At 61.7% G+C, this 17,201-nt stretch carries 14 protein-coding genes; 2 read left to right on the top strand and 12 right to left on the bottom strand.

Annotation, left to right across the window (positions count from 1 at the left end; all coding sequences use genetic code 11):
- Positions 1-53 precede the first annotated feature (53 nt).
- Entirely contained in the window at positions 54-755 is a 702-nt protein-coding gene (locus BM403_RS23260; RefSeq protein WP_093545071.1) for an enoyl-CoA hydratase/isomerase family protein, read from the bottom strand.
- A gap of 148 nt (positions 756-903) precedes the next feature.
- On the opposite strand from BM403_RS23260, the gene BM403_RS23265 reads away from it, so the two are divergent.
- Together BM403_RS23265 and BM403_RS23270 are read left to right on the top strand one after the other, a co-directional pair.
- A complete protein-coding gene (locus BM403_RS23265) occupies positions 904-1,926 on the top strand; it encodes an alcohol dehydrogenase catalytic domain-containing protein (protein WP_093545074.1) in 1,023 nt (340 codons plus the stop codon).
- A 2-nt stretch (positions 1,927-1,928) separates the two neighbouring features.
- Positions 1,929-3,407 (top strand): class I adenylate-forming enzyme family protein, encoded by a 1,479-nt coding sequence (locus tag BM403_RS23270; protein ID WP_093545077.1) that lies wholly within the window; start codon positions 1,929-1,931, stop codon positions 3,405-3,407.
- Here BM403_RS23270 and BM403_RS23275 read toward each other — a convergent pair.
- The 11 genes from BM403_RS23275 to BM403_RS23325 all read right to left on the bottom strand — a co-directional run bounded on the left by BM403_RS23275 (position 3,404) and on the right by BM403_RS23325 (position 17,001).
- A complete protein-coding gene (locus BM403_RS23275) occupies positions 3,404-4,186 on the bottom strand; it encodes an IclR family transcriptional regulator (RefSeq protein WP_012723440.1) in 783 nt (260 codons plus the stop codon). The two genes, BM403_RS23270 and BM403_RS23275, sit on opposite strands and share 4 nt — an antisense overlap.
- 102 nt (positions 4,187-4,288) lie before the next feature.
- Positions 4,289-5,122 carry a CmcJ/NvfI family oxidoreductase gene (locus tag BM403_RS23280; RefSeq protein WP_043205147.1) on the bottom strand — a complete coding sequence of 278 codons (834 nt, stop codon included), beginning with the start codon at positions 5,120-5,122 and terminating at the stop codon, positions 4,289-4,291.
- Positions 5,123-5,137: 15 nt separating this feature from the next.
- Complete coding sequence (locus BM403_RS23285; RefSeq protein WP_093545079.1) at positions 5,138-5,866, bottom strand: SDR family NAD(P)-dependent oxidoreductase; 729 nt, start codon at positions 5,864-5,866, stop codon at positions 5,138-5,140.
- A gap of 139 nt (positions 5,867-6,005) precedes the next feature.
- Positions 6,006-6,785 (bottom strand): ABC transporter ATP-binding protein, encoded by a 780-nt coding sequence (locus BM403_RS23290; RefSeq protein WP_093545081.1) that lies wholly within the window; start codon positions 6,783-6,785, stop codon positions 6,006-6,008.
- 11 nt (positions 6,786-6,796) lie between these two features.
- A complete protein-coding gene (locus BM403_RS23295; RefSeq protein WP_093545084.1) occupies positions 6,797-7,558 on the bottom strand; it encodes an ABC transporter permease in 762 nt (253 codons plus the stop codon).
- Between the two features lie 9 nt (positions 7,559-7,567).
- Positions 7,568-8,329: an ABC transporter permease gene (locus tag BM403_RS23300; RefSeq protein WP_065927648.1), complete on the bottom strand. Its 762-nt coding sequence runs from the start codon at positions 8,327-8,329 to the stop codon at positions 7,568-7,570.
- 169 nt (positions 8,330-8,498) lie between these two features.
- Positions 8,499-10,964 (bottom strand): TonB-dependent receptor plug domain-containing protein, encoded by a 2,466-nt coding sequence (locus tag BM403_RS23305; protein WP_093545086.1) that lies wholly within the window; start codon positions 10,962-10,964, stop codon positions 8,499-8,501.
- 68 nt (positions 10,965-11,032) lie between these two features.
- A complete protein-coding gene (locus BM403_RS23310) occupies positions 11,033-13,273 on the bottom strand; it encodes a TonB-dependent receptor (RefSeq protein ID WP_093545089.1) in 2,241 nt (746 codons plus the stop codon).
- Between the two features lie 335 nt (positions 13,274-13,608).
- Positions 13,609-14,667: an ABC transporter substrate-binding protein gene (locus BM403_RS23315; protein ID WP_065941389.1), complete on the bottom strand. Its 1,059-nt coding sequence runs from the start codon at positions 14,665-14,667 to the stop codon at positions 13,609-13,611.
- A gap of 88 nt (positions 14,668-14,755) precedes the next feature.
- Positions 14,756-15,829, bottom strand: coding sequence for an ABC transporter substrate-binding protein (locus BM403_RS23320; protein ID WP_093545092.1), 1,074 nt, complete (start codon positions 15,827-15,829; stop codon positions 14,756-14,758).
- Positions 15,830-15,849: 20 nt separating this feature from the next.
- Positions 15,850-17,001 carry an LLM class flavin-dependent oxidoreductase gene (locus tag BM403_RS23325; RefSeq protein ID WP_093545094.1) on the bottom strand — a complete coding sequence of 384 codons (1,152 nt, stop codon included), beginning with the start codon at positions 16,999-17,001 and terminating at the stop codon, positions 15,850-15,852.
- Positions 17,002-17,201: the final 200 nt, after the last annotated feature.

Raw genomic sequence — 17,201 nt, forward strand, 5'->3', positions numbered from 1 at the left:
CTGACAGTACTGGGGAGGCTTATGTGTTGGCTGTTTCTAGTTATGGGTTGAGGTCAACGCCCCAGCATCACGTCCTGGCGGGCCTGGTCGACCAGTGCCATCTGCCGCGTCAGTCGGGCTTTGCGTTCGGCCAGCAGCAAGGTCTTGGTCCATTCCACGGCCTTAGAGGAATGGCTGGCCAGGCGTGCGGCCAGTTCCAGCGCGCTGGCGTAGGCGTCGTCCACCACCTGGTTGACCAGGCCGATGGCCAGCGCCTCCTGGGCGTCGAACTTGCGTGCGCTGAGCATGATGTCCAGGGCCGCTGCTTCGCCTATCAGGCTGGGCAGGGTCATCGCACTGAAGCCGGACAACATGCCGTGCTGCACTTCGGGGAAGTGAAAGCGCGTGTCGTGCCGCGCAAGACGGAAATCGCAATGAATCGCCAGGCTGATGCCCAGGCCCAGGGTGTGGCCGTGCAACGCGGCAATCACCGGCTTGCTCAAATCGTTGCCGACACCGGGCAGGGCACGGGCCAGGACTTCGCTGCTGACGGTCTCGCCGGTGGCGTCGATCTCCTTGAGGTCGGAGCCGGCGCAAAACGCCCGCTCGCCGGCACCGCGCAGCACGATGGCGCGCACGGCTGTGTCTTGCTGCGCGCGCTGCCAAACCTCGGCCAGCGCGTGCTTGGCCTGGCTGTCCAGTGCGTTGAGGCGCTCCTGGCGGTTGAGGGTGACCACCAGGATTCCTTCGCCAATATTTTGATACTCGACTGTCATGGGGTGCTTTTTATCCGGTGTGAAAGAAAGACGCGATTACCCCTTGAGGTCAGCGCCAAAGTGAGGAAAACTTAATGGATGTGCACAATGCAAACAAGATGTTTGTTATATGAACATATTCTTATCGGGTCAAAAACGGTTATAAAAAATGAAAGCCATAGTTCTAAAAGCCTTCGGCGGGCCGGAGCAATTGCAGGTCGAGGAGGTGCCGACCCCGCAGGTTGGCGCGGGTGAAGTGCTGGTTAAAGTCGCCGCTGCCGGGGTTTGCCATCACGATCTGCTACATCGTGCCGGGCGCTTGCCGGGGGCTCATACGGGTGTGGTGCTGGGCCATGAAGTGGCGGGGGAAGTGGTTGAGGTCGGCGCCGGCGTGCATCACCTAGCGGTTGGCGCCAGGGTCGTGGTTTATCAACGTCGTTTTTGTGGCCAGTGCCGTGACTGCCTGCGCGGGCGCCAGGATTTGTGCCGCGCCCTCGGCTTGCCTTCGGTGGACACCGAAGGCGCCTATGCCGAATACCTGCGAGTACCCGCGATCTCCGCCATCGAACTGCCCGACGGTCTGGACTACATCCCGGCCGCCTTGGCGTCCTGCCCGATCGGCACCAGCGTGCGCGCGTTGCACGGCGAGGCCGCGCTCAAACCCGGCGAAAGCGTGTTGATCAATGGCGCCAGCGGTGGCCTGGGCGCCCATCAGATCCAATTGGCCAAGGCGGTAGGCGCGCGGGTCATCGCCGTCACAGGCAGTGCGGACAAGCGTGATTTTCTCCATAGCCTGGGCGCCGATGACGTGATTGTGAGCAGCGGCAGCTACAGCGCCGAGGTGTGGAAACTCACGGGCAAACGCGGTGTGGACGTGGCCATGGAAAACCTCGGCAGCACCCTCGAAGACACCCTGCGCAGCATGGCCCTCGGAGGGCGCGTGGTGGTATTGGGCAATGTGACGCCCGTCAGTGTGCCGATCAACCCAGGGCTGTTGATCGGCCGACGCCTGCGGGTACAAGGCTCCGGCAGCGCCACCCTCGAAGAAGTGCGCCTGGCGCTGGCATTGATCAAGGGCGGGCAGGTCAAGCCGTTGATTGACCGTGTGCTGCCGTTTCACCAAGTGGCCGAGGCCCACGCGCTGCTGGAATCGCGTCAGGTCAATGGGCGCATTGTGTTGAGCGGGTGGTAAGCATGGACATCAGTACGCTGCTCAGCCAGGCGGCCTTTAAATGGCCCGACCACATCGCACTGCACGAACCGGCCAGTGCACGCACCCTCACGTTTGACGAATTGGACCGCGCCCTCAGCGGCGTCGGCCAAGCATTGGATCAGTTGCAAATCCCGGCCGGTGCGCGGGTGGCCTTACTGGCCGACGCCAGCATTGACTACCTGCTGGCCGACTATGGCTGCATGGCCAGCGGCCGTGTGCGTGTGCCGCTGGACCCGGCCCTGGCGCTTGACGAATTGCTTGCTCAGCTACAGGACGCGGGCGCTGCCTTGCTGCTGTTTTCCGAGCAGTACGCCGGTGTGGCGCAAGGCTTGGGCATCCGTTGCCTGCCGCTGCAAGCCGTGACCGACTCCAACCCCTTCGACATCCTTCCACGCCCGGCGCAATCACCCCAGGCGCTGGCCTCGCTCAACTACACCGGCGGCACCACCGGCACGCCCAAGGCGGTGATGCATCGGCATGCCAGCTTGTGCGCGGTGTTGCAGAACATCGTCATGGGCCGCGGCGCCGTGGTCGGCGATGTACTGCTCAACGTCCGCCCGCTATGGCCGATTGCAGCGGTGGCGGTGCTGGCCCATTTGCTCAGCGGCGGCCGAGTGGTGTTGGGTGGTCGCTTCGACGGCAAGGCATTCATCGCTCAGCTTACTGAGTACCATGTGGCGTTCAGCTCTCTTGTGCCTACGCAATTACTGCGTCTGTTGCGCGAAACCGGCCCTGCAGCGGCCGATCTTCCGGTATTCAAGAGCCTCGATATCGGCGCTGCCGCGTTGACCGGCGACGTGCTGGAAGGCTCATGCAGTTTGTTCAGTGAACGCATCGGCGTGCTCTACGGCATGACCGAAGCGCCCTGGAGTTGCTACCTCTCGCCCGCGCAAATGTCGGCGGTGCGCGCGGCCGGCGACAGTGGCGAAGGTGTGGTGGGCCGACCGTTGTTCAGCGCCGCGATCCGTATCGATCAACCGGACGCAAACGGTGTGGGCGAGATTCTGCTCGGCGGCCCGCAATTGATGAGTGGCTACTGGCAACTTGAAGCGCTCAGTGCTAAGACCCTGGACAACGGCTGGCTGCGCAGCGGTGACCTAGGGCGCATTGGCGCCGATGGGCTGCTGCGAGTGCTGGGGCGTTGCAAGGACATCATCCGCAGCGGCGGCAAATCCGTGCAGCCCGGTGAAGTCGAACAGAACCTGCTGAGCCATCCCGGCGTGCAGGACGCCCACGTGTTTGGCCTGGAGGACCTGGAGTGGGGCGAGCAAGTATGCGCAGCCGTGGTATTGGAGGGTTCGCGAGAGCTATCGGCACAGCAGTTGATGGACCACTGCCGCGCCGGTTTGTCGCGCTACAAGGTGCCGCGCCGCATTTACTTCATCGACGAACTACCGCGCTCCCACTACGGCAAGGTGCAGAAAAACCGCCTGCTCGCCGCACTGGGCCTCAAGCCCTAAAGGTTGCCCAACTGCGCCGCGATACCTTCACAGGCGCGGCGCACGTGGCTGGCCAGGGAAGAGCCGGGGTGGGTTTCGTCTTCCATCTCAAGCCCGGCAACGACGACCGCGCCAATGGCTTGCCCGGCTTCCACGCGAATCGGAAACGCCACCGAAGACAGGCCCGGCTTGAACTCGCCGTGGCCGAAGGCGAAGTCCTGCTGGCTGCGAATTTGCTCCAGTGCCGGCAGGGCTTTGGCGTAACGCGCTTCGCCGAGGATTGCCTGTGCGGCCGTCTCGCTGTAGGTGGCGAGTACCGCACGCCCGCTGGGGCTGCCGTCGATGGGGAATTGGTCGGCCAGGTCGACAATCACGTTGAGCGGCGTGGTCGGTGTCCACATCCGCTCGATCAACACCACTTGGTCACCCACCGGCACCGACAACGACACAATCGCCTGGCGCTCGCCGATCACCCGTTGCAACTCGATGGCGTAGGGCAGGGCGATCTTGCGCAGGTTCAGGCGGTTCAGGTACGCCGCCGAGTAGATCAGGCATTCCGGGCCGATGCGATAGGTGCCGCCCTGGGATTCGATCAGGCTCCAGTGGGTCAGGGTCTTGAGCAGGCGATGAATGGTGGTGCGGTCTATACCGGTCAGTCGCGCCAGGTCCAGCGCGCTGGCGCCATGCTTGAGGCCCGACAGGGTGCGCAACAGTACGATCGAACGGTCGATAACCTGAACGCGCCCACCGGCGTTTTCCTTACTGCTGGTGGGCGGGGGAGGAGCTGAAGAAATATCCATGGTGGCAGCGGCTTCCGAAATCATTTTGTTCGGCAAGCGCGGATCGCAGGCTTGGCCGGTGACCAAGGTTAGCCGCGATCCGTTGCTGGGTGAAGCCTTGATTTACGTGTCGAAGAACACCAGTGCGCGCAATTCGATGCTGCGCCGTGGCGGCGCGTCCTTTGGCGTGGTGGGGTCATCAAATGCGGTGTGTGCACTCAGCCTGGCTACATCCCGCCGCGAATCGTGGATCTTCAACAGCAAGGCCTCGTCTGGTCGCAACTGCGGATAGTAAAACCAGCGGTGAGCCGGGTTAGCCTTGACCGAAAACGTTTCGCCGACCTTGTCGCGATACACCAGGTCGCTGGGCAACAAATCGCTATCGACCATGCTACGCGCATCGCACAAGGCAAGGGGCGTGCTCAGCACTGTCGCGCCGATGGGCCGCCACACATTGATGATCGCAAAGCGTTTGAGCAGGCGCTGTTCGGCTTCGTCTGGGTCGAGGTGGTCGCGCACACGGCGAATCGCCGAGCGTTCGGTCTGGTCGTTGTGCACGTAGCGCACCGGCTCGCGCAGGCCACGCGCCTCACGGCCAGGGTCATCGACGCGAATCGTATGGTCGAAAATCACCACCTTTATCGCACCAGTCTGCTGTTTGAGCAGGGCTTCGGTTTCCGGGTAGTAATGCAGGCGCACCTGTTCGTCATCCTCCAGGTTGACCACTGCGCTGGCGTGCTCGACCTTCTCGAAGCCCTCACGCTGCAGGCTCGCAGATGTATCCAGCAACCGCGCGTTATGGATGGTCACCTGGGTAGGGTCAAGTACGCCGCTGCGCTGGGCCGCGCCATCGGGTGGCGGGTAGGTGTAGTTCACCGGGCGCTCGCCGGTGTCTTTCAGGTAATTGAGCACGCCGAGCACGGAGGCGGGCGCGAGTTGTGTCTGATGGGTTCCCATAACCATCTCCCGGTGTCAGAACGGTTCCTTGAATGGCCGCAAGTCCAGCTCCTGGGTCCAGGCGCTGCGCGGTTGGGTGTGCAGATACCAATAGGCGTCGGCGATGTCTTCGAGCCGCAATGCGCCGTCCTCGCCCAGCTTGGTCAGGTAGTCGGGCGCACGGCTTTTCACGCGCTCGCCATCGATGGAACCGTCGATGACCACATGGGCGACATGCACATTCTGTGGGCCGAATTCCCGCGCAAACGACTGGCTTACCGAGCGCAGCCCGGCCTTGCCTGCCGCAAACGCGGTGTACGGCGGCTTGCCGCGCAGTGAGGCGGTGGCGCCGGTAAATAACAGGCTGCCGCCACCATTGGCGAGCAAGGTGCGGGTGGCTTCGCGGGCGAATAAAAAGCCCCCCAATGTCGAGGCGCGCCAGGTTTGCTCGAACAACTCGGCGCTCAACTCGAGCGCCGGCTTGGACACCGAATTGCCCACGTTGAAGATCGCCGCCCTGAGTGTGCCGAGCTCATTGACCTGGGCGATGGCGGCGAGCACGTCGGCTTCGATACCCAAGTCGGCCACGATTGCATTGGCTTTGCCGCCGTTCGCTTCTATATCAGCCACCACCGTCTGCAACTTGTCCTGGCTCCTGCCGCTGACCGCTACGCGGTAGTCCTCGCGGGCAAAACGCCGTGCTAAGGCTGCACCCAGCCCGGCAACCGCGCCGACCCCGGCAATCCACACCACTGATTCCGCCATGCGCCACATCCTCCAATGGGGTAAGTGGCTAACAATCTACCCATGGCCGGGCGGGAGGAATAAGAATATCGACAGCTAAGGTTATGCCCATGTTCTCAGACGTAAGGGAGCGGAAAGGTGCAGCCTGTGAGAGGCAGGTTCAATGCCCTACCAATTCTTCCAGCAACTCCTCCTTATACCCCTGTAGCACTGATGATGTCCGATCCCTCGGATGGGGCAGGTCTACCCGGATTTCATGCTTGATCCGGCCCGGATGTGCGTCCATCACGATCACTCGATCTCCCAGGTATAACGCCTCTTCAATATCGTGGGTGACCATAATCACCGTGCAACGCTGCTGTACCCAGATGCGTTGCAGCTCGCGTTGCAGGTGCACGCGGGTCAAGGCATCGAGGGCGCCCAGCGGTTCATCCAGTAGCAACACCTTTGGCTTGTTGATCAGCGCCCTGGCGATCGCGGCGCGCTGCGCCATGCCGCCGGAGAGCTGATGGGGGTAGGCATTTTCAAATCCTTCAAGGTTCACCAGCGTGATGTGTTCAGCTACCTGACGGTCTTTCTCCACCTGGGCCAGCTTGTGGTTTTTCAGGGCCAGGGCGATGTTCTGGCTGACGGTCATCCAGGGGAACAGGCGATGGTCCTGGAACACGATGCCGCGTTCCAGGCTGGTGGCGGCGATACGCTTGCCGTCCAGCAAAATATCGCCTCCGTATTCGGCTTCCAGGCCGACAATGAGTCGCAGCAAAGTGGATTTTCCGCAGCCGCTGGCGCCGACAATGCTGACAAACTCGCCAGGGCGCACGTCGAGCTGGATGTCGTGCAACACCGGCAGTGAACGGCCTTCGATCTGGTATGTCTTGTTCAGGCCGCGAATCTGCAGCGCACCGGTTTGCAGGTATAGCGGGGAAGCGATTGCGTTCATATCAGGGCCTTTCAACGGAGGTTGCGCCAGCGCAACAGGTGGCGGCTCAGCAGGGTGAATAACAGGGTCATCAGGTAGCCGAGCAAGCCGATGCACAGCACGCTGAGCACGATCACTTCCATGCGCGAGCCGGCCTCTGCGTTCATCATCAGATTGCCCAGGCCCGCCCCGGAGGACAGGAACAATTCACTGCCTATCGCGGTGACCCAGGCGAATGCCAGCGCGTGCAGCACGCCGGTGGCGATACTCGGCAACGCCGCCGGCAGCAGCACCTGGGTGAATTGCTGAACAGGGGTGAGCACCAGCACCTGGCCAACTTCCCGGTAACGGCGCTCCACATGGCTGAAACCCTGGTAGGTGTTCAGTACCATCGGGTAGAACGCGGCAAGGGTGACGATCAGCACTTTGGAAAACTCGCCGTTGCCGAACCACATCGCAATCAGCGGGATCCAGCCAAGCATCGGTACCTGACGAATCGAGTGGAACAGCGGGCCGATCAAACGGTTGGCTACGCTGGACAGTGCCATCAGCACCCCCAGCATCACGCCGAACACAATGCCCAGTAGCAAGCCACTGCTGGTACGCGCCAGGCTTGCCAGCAGGTTGACCAGTAGTTCGCCGTTGCCGAGCATTTCCAGCAACGCGGGGCCGATTGCCGATAACGGCACGAAGGCATAGGCCCCGGCAGCGTCCTGGCGTGAGGCGTATTCCCAGGCGAGCACCAGCAGCAGTGGCAGCAGCAGTCCTCGGGATTTTTTCAGTAAGGGCAGCATGTGAGGCTCCTAGCGTGTCTGCCAGCGAAATAGGCGCTGTTCGATACGGCGAAAGGCATAGTCGAGGGCAAACCCAATCACCCCGGTGACCACTACACCGACCATCACCACATCGATGCGCAGCATCTGCCGGGCCATCTCGATCATCTGCCCCAGCCCACTGTCGGCCGCCAGCAACTCAGTGGCGACCAGCACCACCCATGCACGGGTCAAGCTGATGCGAAAGCCGGTGATGATCGGCGGCGCGGCGGCGGGCAGAGCCACCAGGCGCACAAAGGTCGGCCAGCGCAAGCGGTACACGTCGGCCACTTCGAAGTAACTGCGCGGAATGCCGCGTACCCCTTCTCCTGCGGCGAGTGCCACCGGGAAGAACGCGGTTTTGGCGACGATAATGATCTTGAAGGTTTCATCAATGCCGAACAGCAGCACGAACATCGGTATCAACGCGATGCTGGGGATCTGGCGCAGGGTGTGGAACAGCGGCCCGCAGTACACCTCGACGTTCTTGGACAAGGCCATCAGCACGCCGAAGGCCAAGCCACACAGTGAACCAATGCCAAAGCCCAGGCCGAGCCGCGACAAGCTATTACCCAGGTGTTCGAGCAATTCGCCGCTGGCCAGCAGTTCTTCGAAGGTGTGCAGCACCTGGGCCGGTGGTACTAGCAGGTTGCGCGGGAAAATCCCGAGGTGGGCCACCCACGTCCAGACGGCGAGCAAAGCCAGGGGCGAGATCAGCCAGGTGAGAGCGGTGAACAATCGATGGGTGCGCATGGCAAGTCTTTTCAGCGAAGTACAACGTGTCCATCGCAAAACATGTGCCACAACCCAACCCATCTGTAGGAGCCCGGCTTGCCGGCGATGAGACCCGTAAGATCAGCTCATGGCAAACGGGCAATTGGTGATGGGGTGCTGCTGGGGCAGCACCCATTCAGCAGCCGCCTCAGAAGTCGTAGCTCACGCTGGTGTAATAAAACGCCCCCTGTGCGCCTTCCGGGCTGGTGATGGAGTATTTCGGTACCCCATACAACTGCGCACCATCGGATTTGTCAGGGTGGGTATCGAACAGATTGATCGCACCCACCGAGACTTTTACGCCCTTGTGGAAGGTGTACGACAGGTCGAGATCGGTCACCCATTGAGGGCTGTAGGTTTGATCGAGGCTGGGATTGGTGGCGTTGAGGCTTTTCCATTCGCCATAGCGGCGCTGGGCCACGGTCAGGCCCCAGTTTTCATACAGCCAGTTGGCGCTCAGGGTCAGCTTGGTGTCCGGCGTGCCTTCCTCGATCAGGCCCTGCGTGTTGCGTCCGACAATCTGCGAACCCTTGATATTGCCCACATCGCGCAAGCCAGTGATGGTGGTGTCGGTCTTGGCAAAGCCGCTGCTCAGGTTCAGGCGGCCCCATTGCTGCAGGTCCCACTGGTAATTGCCGGTCAACTCGATACCGTCGGTGCGGGTGTCGGCGACGTTGGTGTAGAACGCCGCGCTCTGGATATTGGCGTAAGGCGTACCGGCAAAGATCGGCGTGACCACGCTGGCGGGCAACTGGTCGGAAAGGGTGATGCGGTTGTCGATGTTGATGCGGTACGCGTCCACCGTGACCGAGGCATTTTCCAGTGGGCGCCAGACCAGGCCCAGGGAATAGTTGGTCGACTCCTCCGGCTTGAGCGCCTTGCCGCCAAGCGCCTGGGCTTCCGGGCTGTTGGCGCGCAACGTACGTTGTTGCACCTCGACGAAGTTGCCGCTGCCCGATGGTTGCTCTACCACCTGCACACTGAACGAGGACATGCCGCTCTGCACCAACGAAGGCGCGCGATACCCGGTGCTCGCAGTGGCCCGTGCGGCGATCTGTGGAGTGAAGTCGTAGCGCAGGGACAGTTTGCCGTTGGTGGTGTCGCCAAAGTCCGAATAGTGCTCAGTACGCACCGCCACGCCGGCCTGGAATTTCTCGGTAACCTGGCCCTCGACGTCAATGTAGGCGCCCAGTACCTTTCGATCCAGCGAGGCAGCATCTACCTGGGTGATGCCTGAGTAATAACCTGGAATTCGGCGCCCGGTGATCGGGTCGGCCGTGTTGAACAGCGGGCCGTTCTGCCAGCCCGCCGCTTCACCCGCGCTCAGTTGATAGTTTTCCTTACGCCAGGCCAGCCCGGCGGAGAGTGTCAGCGGCTTGAACAACAGGTCGGTAGGGAAGTCGCGCACCCAGTCCAGGGTCAGGTTGGTCTGGTCGTTTTCGCGCTCTCCGGTGTAGATCTTCGATGGGCTATTGGTGCCATAGCTGGGGTTGATCGCATTGCGGTCGGTGGATTTGAGGGTGTTGTTGCCATGGTTGAGCGCCAGGTCGAATTTGCCCAGGCGCTCGTTCTCCCAACGCAGCCCGCCGGTCACCGCATAATCCTCCAGGCCGTAGCGGGTGATCGGCAAGCGGCCGTCCGGGTAGCGCGCCAACGCGTTACTGCCGTAGTTGTTACGCAAGGTGGTGGGCGGGTCGAAGAAACCTTCGGCGTCGGTGTTCTTGTGGGAGTAGGTGGCGAAGCCGTAGGCGGTCAGGCTCTCGCCGATGCCGACCTCGCTGTTGGCCACGAAGTTGTACTGGTCCGAGACATTGCCCGCACCCCAACGCCAAGTGCGGTAGCGGTTATTCTGCTCGCGGGGCGTGTTAATGCTGGTATCGCCGGGGTAAAAGATCCGGTTGTCGGGGTTGGTGTCGCTGGCCGGGTCTTGGCTGCCGGCATCGAAGCTCAAGGTCAGGAAGCCGTCGTTGGGCAGGGTGAAACCCTTCCAGCCGTTGAGCTTACGCTGCAGGCCATCGCCTTTGTCATAGCCGCCAAAGCGATAGCCCAGGTTGCCGCCGTCGTCGTTTTCCTTGAGCACAATGTTGATTACCCCCGCGATGGCGTCGGAGCCATATTGGGCTGCGGCGCCGTCGCGCAGGATCTCTACGCGCTGGATCGCACTCAACGGAATCAGGCTCAAGTCCACCGCCGCCGCGCCACGCCCATTCACCAGGCTCTGACGGGTGATATTCGCGCTGCTGTGACGGCGCTTGCCGTTGACCAGCACCAGCACTTGGTCCGACGCCAAGCCACGCAGCGAAGCGCCCTGGGCGATGGAGCCGCCGAAGGCTCCTTGAGGTGATTGTGGGAAGTTGAACGACGGCGACAAGGCGGTGAGGGCGCCGGACAGATCGGTGGCGCCGGTTTGCTGCAATTGCTCGCCAGACAGTACGTCGACGGGTGCTGCGCTTTGCAGGGCGGTCAAGTCGCTGCGGCGGGTGCCTAGTACCACTACGGTGTCCAGGCGATCGTTTTTTGCAGTTGGCTGCGTATCGTCTGCCGCAAATACAGGCACGGCAAGGCTGCCCATGACCAGCGCAATGGCGCCGGCCAACGGAGTGCGTTGGAACATAAAAAGGTCCTTTCAGAATGTAGGAGCCCGGCTTGCCGGCTCCTACAGGGAGTGGAGGTGTGGTTGGGTTAGAAGCGGCTGGTCACGCTCAGGCCTACGGTGCGAGGGTCGCCGTAGGTGATCACGTACTGGCCCAAGCCACCGTTCGGCCGGCCATGGACTTGGTAGCGGCGGTCGGTGAGGTTGTTGACGAAGCCGGTGACGCTGAGTTTTTCGTCGGTGCTGTACCAGGTCAGGCGACTGTTAGCCAAGGTGTAGTGAGGCTGGCTCAGGTCCTTATCGGCGCTACTCTGGCGGTCGGCGAGGAAGTATTCCTTGTCGCGGAAACTCACATCCGCCCCCGCCACCAGCTTGCCGCCGATTTCCAGTGGGATGGTGTAGTCGCCGCCCAAGGACACCACATTACGCGGCGAGCGCACGAAGCTGTTGCCGCTATAGTCGCCGGTGACTGCGCCGGTGGTGGGGTTGGTGTTTTTGAAATCGGTGTATTCGCTGTCCAGGAACGAGATCGCTGCACGCAGGTGCAGGTAGTCGGTGGGTTGGCCTTCCAGTTCCAGCTCGGCACCTTTGACCTTACCCTTGGCGCCGTTGGTCAAGGCGGTTGTCAGTACTCCGTTGTTAACCGTCAGCAGGTTCACCTGAATGTCCGAATAGTCGTAGTAGAAGATATTCGCGTTAGCGGTCAGGCGATGGTTGAACCACTCGGACTTCACGCCGAACTCATAGGCGTCGAGTTGTTCCGGGTCTACCGTGGTCAGTTGCGACAGGCTGGTGGACAACCCGGTGTTGAAACCGCCGGAACGGAAGCCATGGGCGTAGCGGAAAAACACCCGGACGTTGTCGTTGATGCGGTATTCCGGGGTCAGGTCGTAGGTCCAGGCTTCCCAGGTTTTATCCTCCTGGCGATTGCCGTTGCTGCCGGCGGCGGCTAGCGGGATCAATGGGCCGTTGGCGGTGGCGCGGGTCAACTGGGTCAGGCTGAGGTCGATGTCTTTCTTTTCCTGGGTCCAGCGCAGGCCACCGGTCACGCTGAAGTTGTCGGTGAAGTCGTAGGTCAGGTTGCCGAATAGCGCGTAGCTGTCAGTCTTATGGTCGTAGCTCAGGTCACGAAAATCCGTGGCGCCCCCAATCTGGTTCGAACCTGTGCCGTTGGGGGTCGGGCCGGGCTGGATAAAACGCCCGGCGGTGCTATCCAGATCTTCATGGAAATAGTGCGCACCGGCCAACCAGCGCAGGGTTTCCTGCTGGGGCGAGGCCAGGCGGATTTCCTGGGAATACTGAGCGTATTTGTTGTCTGCAGTGGAGGTCCCGTTGACCTCGTACGGCGTGTAGTCGCCGTCACTGCTGGACTGGCCGCGAATATAGTCATAGGCGCTGATGGACGTGAGGGTGTAGTCGCCCAGGTGCCAGTTGAGGGTCAGCGAAGTACCGTCGTGATTGAGCTTGGAATCGTCTTTCACATTGAGCGCGATATCGCGCCCGGCCGGCCGCTGGTAGCCCACGTTGTAATAGCGGCCCAGGGTCAGCGCACCGTTGGCGCCGTCGCCCTTGAACTCGCGGCTATGGATTTTCCACAGAGCGTCCAGGTCGTCGTTGAGCTGGGCGAAGAACTGCAGGCGCACGGCCTTTTTGTTCACGTCACCGTAGGTGTGATCGTCCACCAGGTTCTTCTGGAAACCGTCGCGCTCTTCGGAGTACAGCGAGATCCGCGCAGCGAGTTTCTCATCCACCAGAGCACCGCCGAGGGCGCCGCTGAGGATGCGTTCGTTCTTGCTGCCAAAGCCGATGGTGCCGAAACCGTCGGTGTCGAACGTCGGTTTCTTCGAGATGATATTTACCGCGCCGGCCGTGGTGTTCTTGCCGTAGAGCGTGCCCTGTGGCCCGCGCAGAATCTCGATGCGCTCCAGGTCCCACAGCGGGCCGCCACCGGCAATCGGTGCGTTCAGGTACACGTCATCGGCATAAATGCCTACGGGGTAAACCGTGGCCGCACCGGTGTCGCCAGTGCCCAGTCCGCGGATGTACCAGCGCGGGCGACCGTCGCCGTCGGGATTCTTGGCCGAGGCGTTGGGAATGAAGGTGGTGATGTCGCCCATGTTACGTACGCCATCGGCGACGATGCTGGTGCCCTGGACCGCCGATACCGCCACCGGAACCTCTTGCAGGGTTTGCTCGCGGTGTTGCGCGGTGACGGTCACGGTCTTGAGTGACGGCTCGGTCTTGCTGGCGTCGTCTTCAGCGGCGTGCGTGCTGCCGGCGACGAGCAAAGCGAGCCAAAGGCCCTTGGTGATCGGATTGATTTTATGCATTGCAGTCTCCCCCGGAAAATATGTCCTTAAGGGGGTAGAGCAGAGATCGTGCCAAGAGGATTTCAGTGTTGATACATGAGCGTAAGTTTCTGATTTTAATTATAAAAAAAATATACAAAGCTGAGTTTTATAACGCTTTCAAGAGGCGTGAAAACGACCTGCGGAGGATTCAGCAGAAAGTGCGCGCAGTGTGTTGCTGGAGCAGCAGGGAAAGTGTTGCCAGGCCAACACAGCTGGCACTGATCACACATTAATTGTAGGAGCTCGGCTTGCCGGCGATGGCGTTTTCACGGGCGCCATCGCCGGCAAGCCGGGCGCCTACAGGCAGGGTCGGACTAAACAGCGACGCGTGAAGTGGAACCGATGACTTTTTCCAGCACGCTGAAGTCGATCCAGTCGCGCACATCGAAGCGGCGCGGGATAAAGTTCCAGCGGAACAGGAAGTCGGTGAAATCCTGCAACGCATCGATCGAGCGCGAGTCCAGCGTGGTCCGCAGTCGACGGTGCGCATCTTCACCATAGGCGGCCGTGACCCAGTATTCGCTGGTATTGAGTTCTTTGGCGAGAAAGCGCCGGGTTTCATCTGGGTTGGCCCAGGCCCATTGCTCAGTGCGCAGCACGGTATCGACGATTTTCACGCTGGCATCGAAATGCTCTTGCAGCAGGTTGATATCCACGGTGAGGGTGCGCGGCGTGCCGTTGTTGCTGCGGATCAACGGGTCCGGGTGCGAGCCGGTGTCTACCACGACATGCAAACCGAACTCATTGGCCAAGTGCACAGCGTGGGCGCCCTTGAGAAAGATCGCGTCGATATCGCCGCGTAGCAGGCCGATCAGTTCATTGTTGCGCCGGCTGAAGCGGCTGACCCCCAGTCCGATTTCGGGGCCATACACATAGGAGGTCTGGTTATCGCTGTAGGTCCCGCCATAGGGGTAGTCCACCAGTTCTACGTCCGACACGTTCAAGCCTTCGAGCTTGAGCGCGTTTTCCAGGCCCCGCAGGGCCTGGGCACGCGTGAAGTCGATCTGTACGTTGGCCCACTTGGGCAGACCGAAACGGCGGTTTTTCAGGTCGCGTACGTTCTTGACTCCGCTCTCTGCGGTGGTGAGGATCAACTGCACCTCGTCGCTCCACGACAACCCCAGCACGCGGGTTTCGACGCCACTGGCGTAGGCCCAGATCGCCGGGATATTGCCACCGTGGCGCACCGAATTCTGCAGGTGATGGTCATAGTGGGCTTCGCGCACTTCCCGCTCGGTGGACTCGCGCAACGATTGGATATTGGTGCCAAAGGGCAGGAAGGCTTCGGCCAGTCGCCCGGACTGCACCGCGATGCCAAGCCCGGTGGGGACCGGGCTGTGGGTATACCAGAGAGTATCGAGTGGTTTGCTCATAAAATTCTTCGTTCAAATCCATGAAATGTTCGCACATTGCAGGAGCCCGGCTTGCTGGCGATGGCGCCCGTGAATGATGCAGTAATCATTAGGAGGCCATCGCTGGCAACCCAGCTCCTGCAGGGTTGGCGTTGTCGTTGAGCACAGTGTTCAACGGCCGTGCATCGATCCATTCACGCACATCGAAGCGCTGTGGAATAAAGCGCCAACGGTGCAAAAAGTTGGTGAAGTCCTGCAGGGCAGCAATCGCCTGTTCATCCAGCTCGGTACGCAGGCGCAGGTGCGCGTCGTGGCCATAGGCGGCTGTCACCCAATACTCGCTGCTGTTGGTTTCCCGCGCCAGGTAACGGCGGGTGTCTTCCGGGTGGGTATGGGCCCACTGTTCGGCGCGCAGCACCGCGTCGAGGATGCCAGTGGCCACGTCAAAATGGTTCTCCAGCAGGTTCAGGTCTACCGCCAGCGTGCGTGGGGTGCCGTTGTTGCTGCGGATCAGTGGGTCGGGGTGGGCGCCGGTATCGATCACGATATGCAGGCCGAAATCATGGGCGTGCTGGGCGGCGCTGGCGCCCTTGAGGAATATTGCATCCACCTCGCCGCGCAGCAGGCCGATCAGTTCCAGGTTGCGCGCGCTGACCTGGGTGTTAACCGGCGTGCCGGCCACATTGCGCACGGCGCTGTCGCTGAAGGTACCGCCGTAGCGGAAGTTGACAAGCTTCATATCGCCGACTTTCAAGCCTTCCAGCGACAGCGCGTTTTCCAGGCCGCGCAGGGCCTGGGCGCGGGTGAAGTCGATTTGAACGCCGGCCCAGTCCGGCAAGCCGAAGGTGCGGCCCTTGAGGTCCTTGACGGTCTTGATACCGCTGTCCGGGCGGGTCAGGATCAGTTGCACTTCATCCGCCCAGGACAAGCCGATCACCCGGGTTTCGCGGCCTTGGGCGCGGGCCCAGATCGCCGGGATATTGCCGCCATGGCGCACCGAGTTCTGCAAGGTGTGGTCGAAGTGCGACTCGCGCACGGCCTTGTCATTCGATTCGCGCAGGGACTGCACCTCGGTGCCCAAGGCGCCGACGGTGTCTTGCAACCAGCCCTTTTGTACGGCGATGCCCAGCCCGGTTGGCACAGGACAACGGGTATACCAGAGGGTGTCGAGGGGTTGTGTCATCAGAGGTTCTCCCCCAGCGCTCAGGCGCTGGCTTTCAAAGGTTGGCTCGCCGGGCGTTGGTGCACCAGCGGCAAGACTTCCTGGCCAATGCGCAAGGCTTCCTCAAGGTGCGGGTTGCCGGCAAGGATAAAGGTCGAGAAGCCGGCGTCGCGGTATTCCACCAGGCGCTCGGCGATGTTTTCGTGGCTGCCCACCAGGCCGACGGTGGGTCCCGGCTTGGCCTTGGCGAAACCAGCCCAGAGGTTGGGGCCGATGGTCAGGTCGTCGAAGCGGTCGACGTTCTGGTGATAGGCGGTCTGCCGTGCGCCGCCGACTGAATCCGAACCGCTGGTAAAGCCTTTGGCAACCGTACTGGTCTTGCCTTCGAGTTTGTCGAATTGGCGTCGCAGGTCTTTCCAGGCCAGCTCTTCGGTCTCACGGGCGAACAGGTCGACCCGCAGGCCGAAACGTACCGTGCGCCCTTGTTTGTCGGCCAACTCGCGTACGCGCTCGATATGCGGCTTGAGCTTGTCGATGGGCTCGGCCCAGTTCAGGTACACGTCGGCGTGTTTGGCGGCAACGCCCAACGCAGCATCGGAGAACCCGGAGAAATACACCCCCGGCTTGCGCTCATGACGCAGGCCGGTGGGTAGGGCGCCGTTTTCCAGTTGGTAGATCTCACCATCGTAGGAGAATTTTTCGTTCTCCCACAGACCCTGGATGATGTCGAGGAATTCGCCGGTGCGCTTGTAGCGCAGGTCATGTTCGAGGAAATCGCCATTGGCGCGCTGGCTCGCGGGGTTACCGCCGGTGATGATGTTCCACTCCAGGCGGCCACGGCTGAGGTTCTGCAGGATCGCGGCTTGCTGCGCGGCGTAGGCGGGCAGGGTCCAGGTGGCTTGGAAGGCGATCAGGAACTTGATGCGCCGGGTTTCGCGGGCCAGCGCTGCAGCGGCGATCCAGGGCTCGGGGCCGGTGGGCAGCAAGGCGCCTTCAAAACCTGCTAGTTCGGCGGCCTTGGCCACTTGGGCGATGTAGTCGATGTAGGTGAAGTCATCCGGCTCTCCGTTGGGTAATCGCCCCGGGGCGATATTGCCAGGTCGGTAGTCGGGGTTGCCACGGTTGTGTTTGTCGGTGGTCAGTTGCGGACCGTCGGTGCCCAACGGCAGGCGCCAGAAAAATTCAGTGCTCATGGGTGCTCCTGATTTGAGTCGTGCAAGGGGCGCAGACCTGATGCGCAAGGTCTGTGCAACGTGCATGCCATGGGCGCTTCGGCCAATGGCTACGGGGGCAACCGCACTTCAGCATGAGAGGGCTGCTGCTGTAGCAGCAGCCTCCCAGCAACCAATGCTGGACGCGCAACATAGGCTTTCAGGGGGCCGGCACGCCGGCT

The organism is Pseudomonas sp. OV546 (assembly GCF_900116845.1).
Lineage (GTDB): Bacteria > Pseudomonadota > Gammaproteobacteria > Pseudomonadales > Pseudomonadaceae > Aquipseudomonas > Aquipseudomonas petroselini.

Coding starts and splice junctions, on each gene's coding strand:
- BM403_RS23320 (WP_093545092.1), bottom strand. CDS start 15,829: ATGACACAACCCCTCGACACCCTCTGGTATACCCGTTGTCCTGTGCCA.
- BM403_RS23260 (WP_093545071.1), bottom strand. CDS start 755: ATGACAGTCGAGTATCAAAATATTGGCGAAGGAATCCTGGTGGTCACC.
- BM403_RS23270 (WP_093545077.1), top strand. CDS start 1,929: ATGGACATCAGTACGCTGCTCAGCCAGGCGGCCTTTAAATGGCCCGAC.
- BM403_RS23300 (WP_065927648.1), bottom strand. CDS start 8,329: ATGCGCACCCATCGATTGTTCACCGCTCTCACCTGGCTGATCTCGCCC.
- BM403_RS23275 (WP_012723440.1), bottom strand. CDS start 4,186: ATGGATATTTCTTCAGCTCCTCCCCCGCCCACCAGCAGTAAGGAAAAC.
- BM403_RS23295 (WP_093545084.1), bottom strand. CDS start 7,558: ATGCTGCCCTTACTGAAAAAATCCCGAGGACTGCTGCTGCCACTGCTG.
- BM403_RS23315 (WP_065941389.1), bottom strand. CDS start 14,667: ATGAGCAAACCACTCGATACTCTCTGGTATACCCACAGCCCGGTCCCC.
- BM403_RS23280 (WP_043205147.1), bottom strand. CDS start 5,122: ATGGGAACCCATCAGACACAACTCGCGCCCGCCTCCGTGCTCGGCGTG.
- BM403_RS23285 (WP_093545079.1), bottom strand. CDS start 5,866: ATGGCGGAATCAGTGGTGTGGATTGCCGGGGTCGGCGCGGTTGCCGGG.
- BM403_RS23265 (WP_093545074.1), top strand. CDS start 904: ATGAAAGCCATAGTTCTAAAAGCCTTCGGCGGGCCGGAGCAATTGCAG.
- BM403_RS23305 (WP_093545086.1), bottom strand. CDS start 10,964: ATGTTCCAACGCACTCCGTTGGCCGGCGCCATTGCGCTGGTCATGGGC.
- BM403_RS23310 (WP_093545089.1), bottom strand. CDS start 13,273: ATGCATAAAATCAATCCGATCACCAAGGGCCTTTGGCTCGCTTTGCTC.
- BM403_RS23290 (WP_093545081.1), bottom strand. CDS start 6,785: ATGAACGCAATCGCTTCCCCGCTATACCTGCAAACCGGTGCGCTGCAG.
- BM403_RS23325 (WP_093545094.1), bottom strand. CDS start 17,001: ATGAGCACTGAATTTTTCTGGCGCCTGCCGTTGGGCACCGACGGTCCG.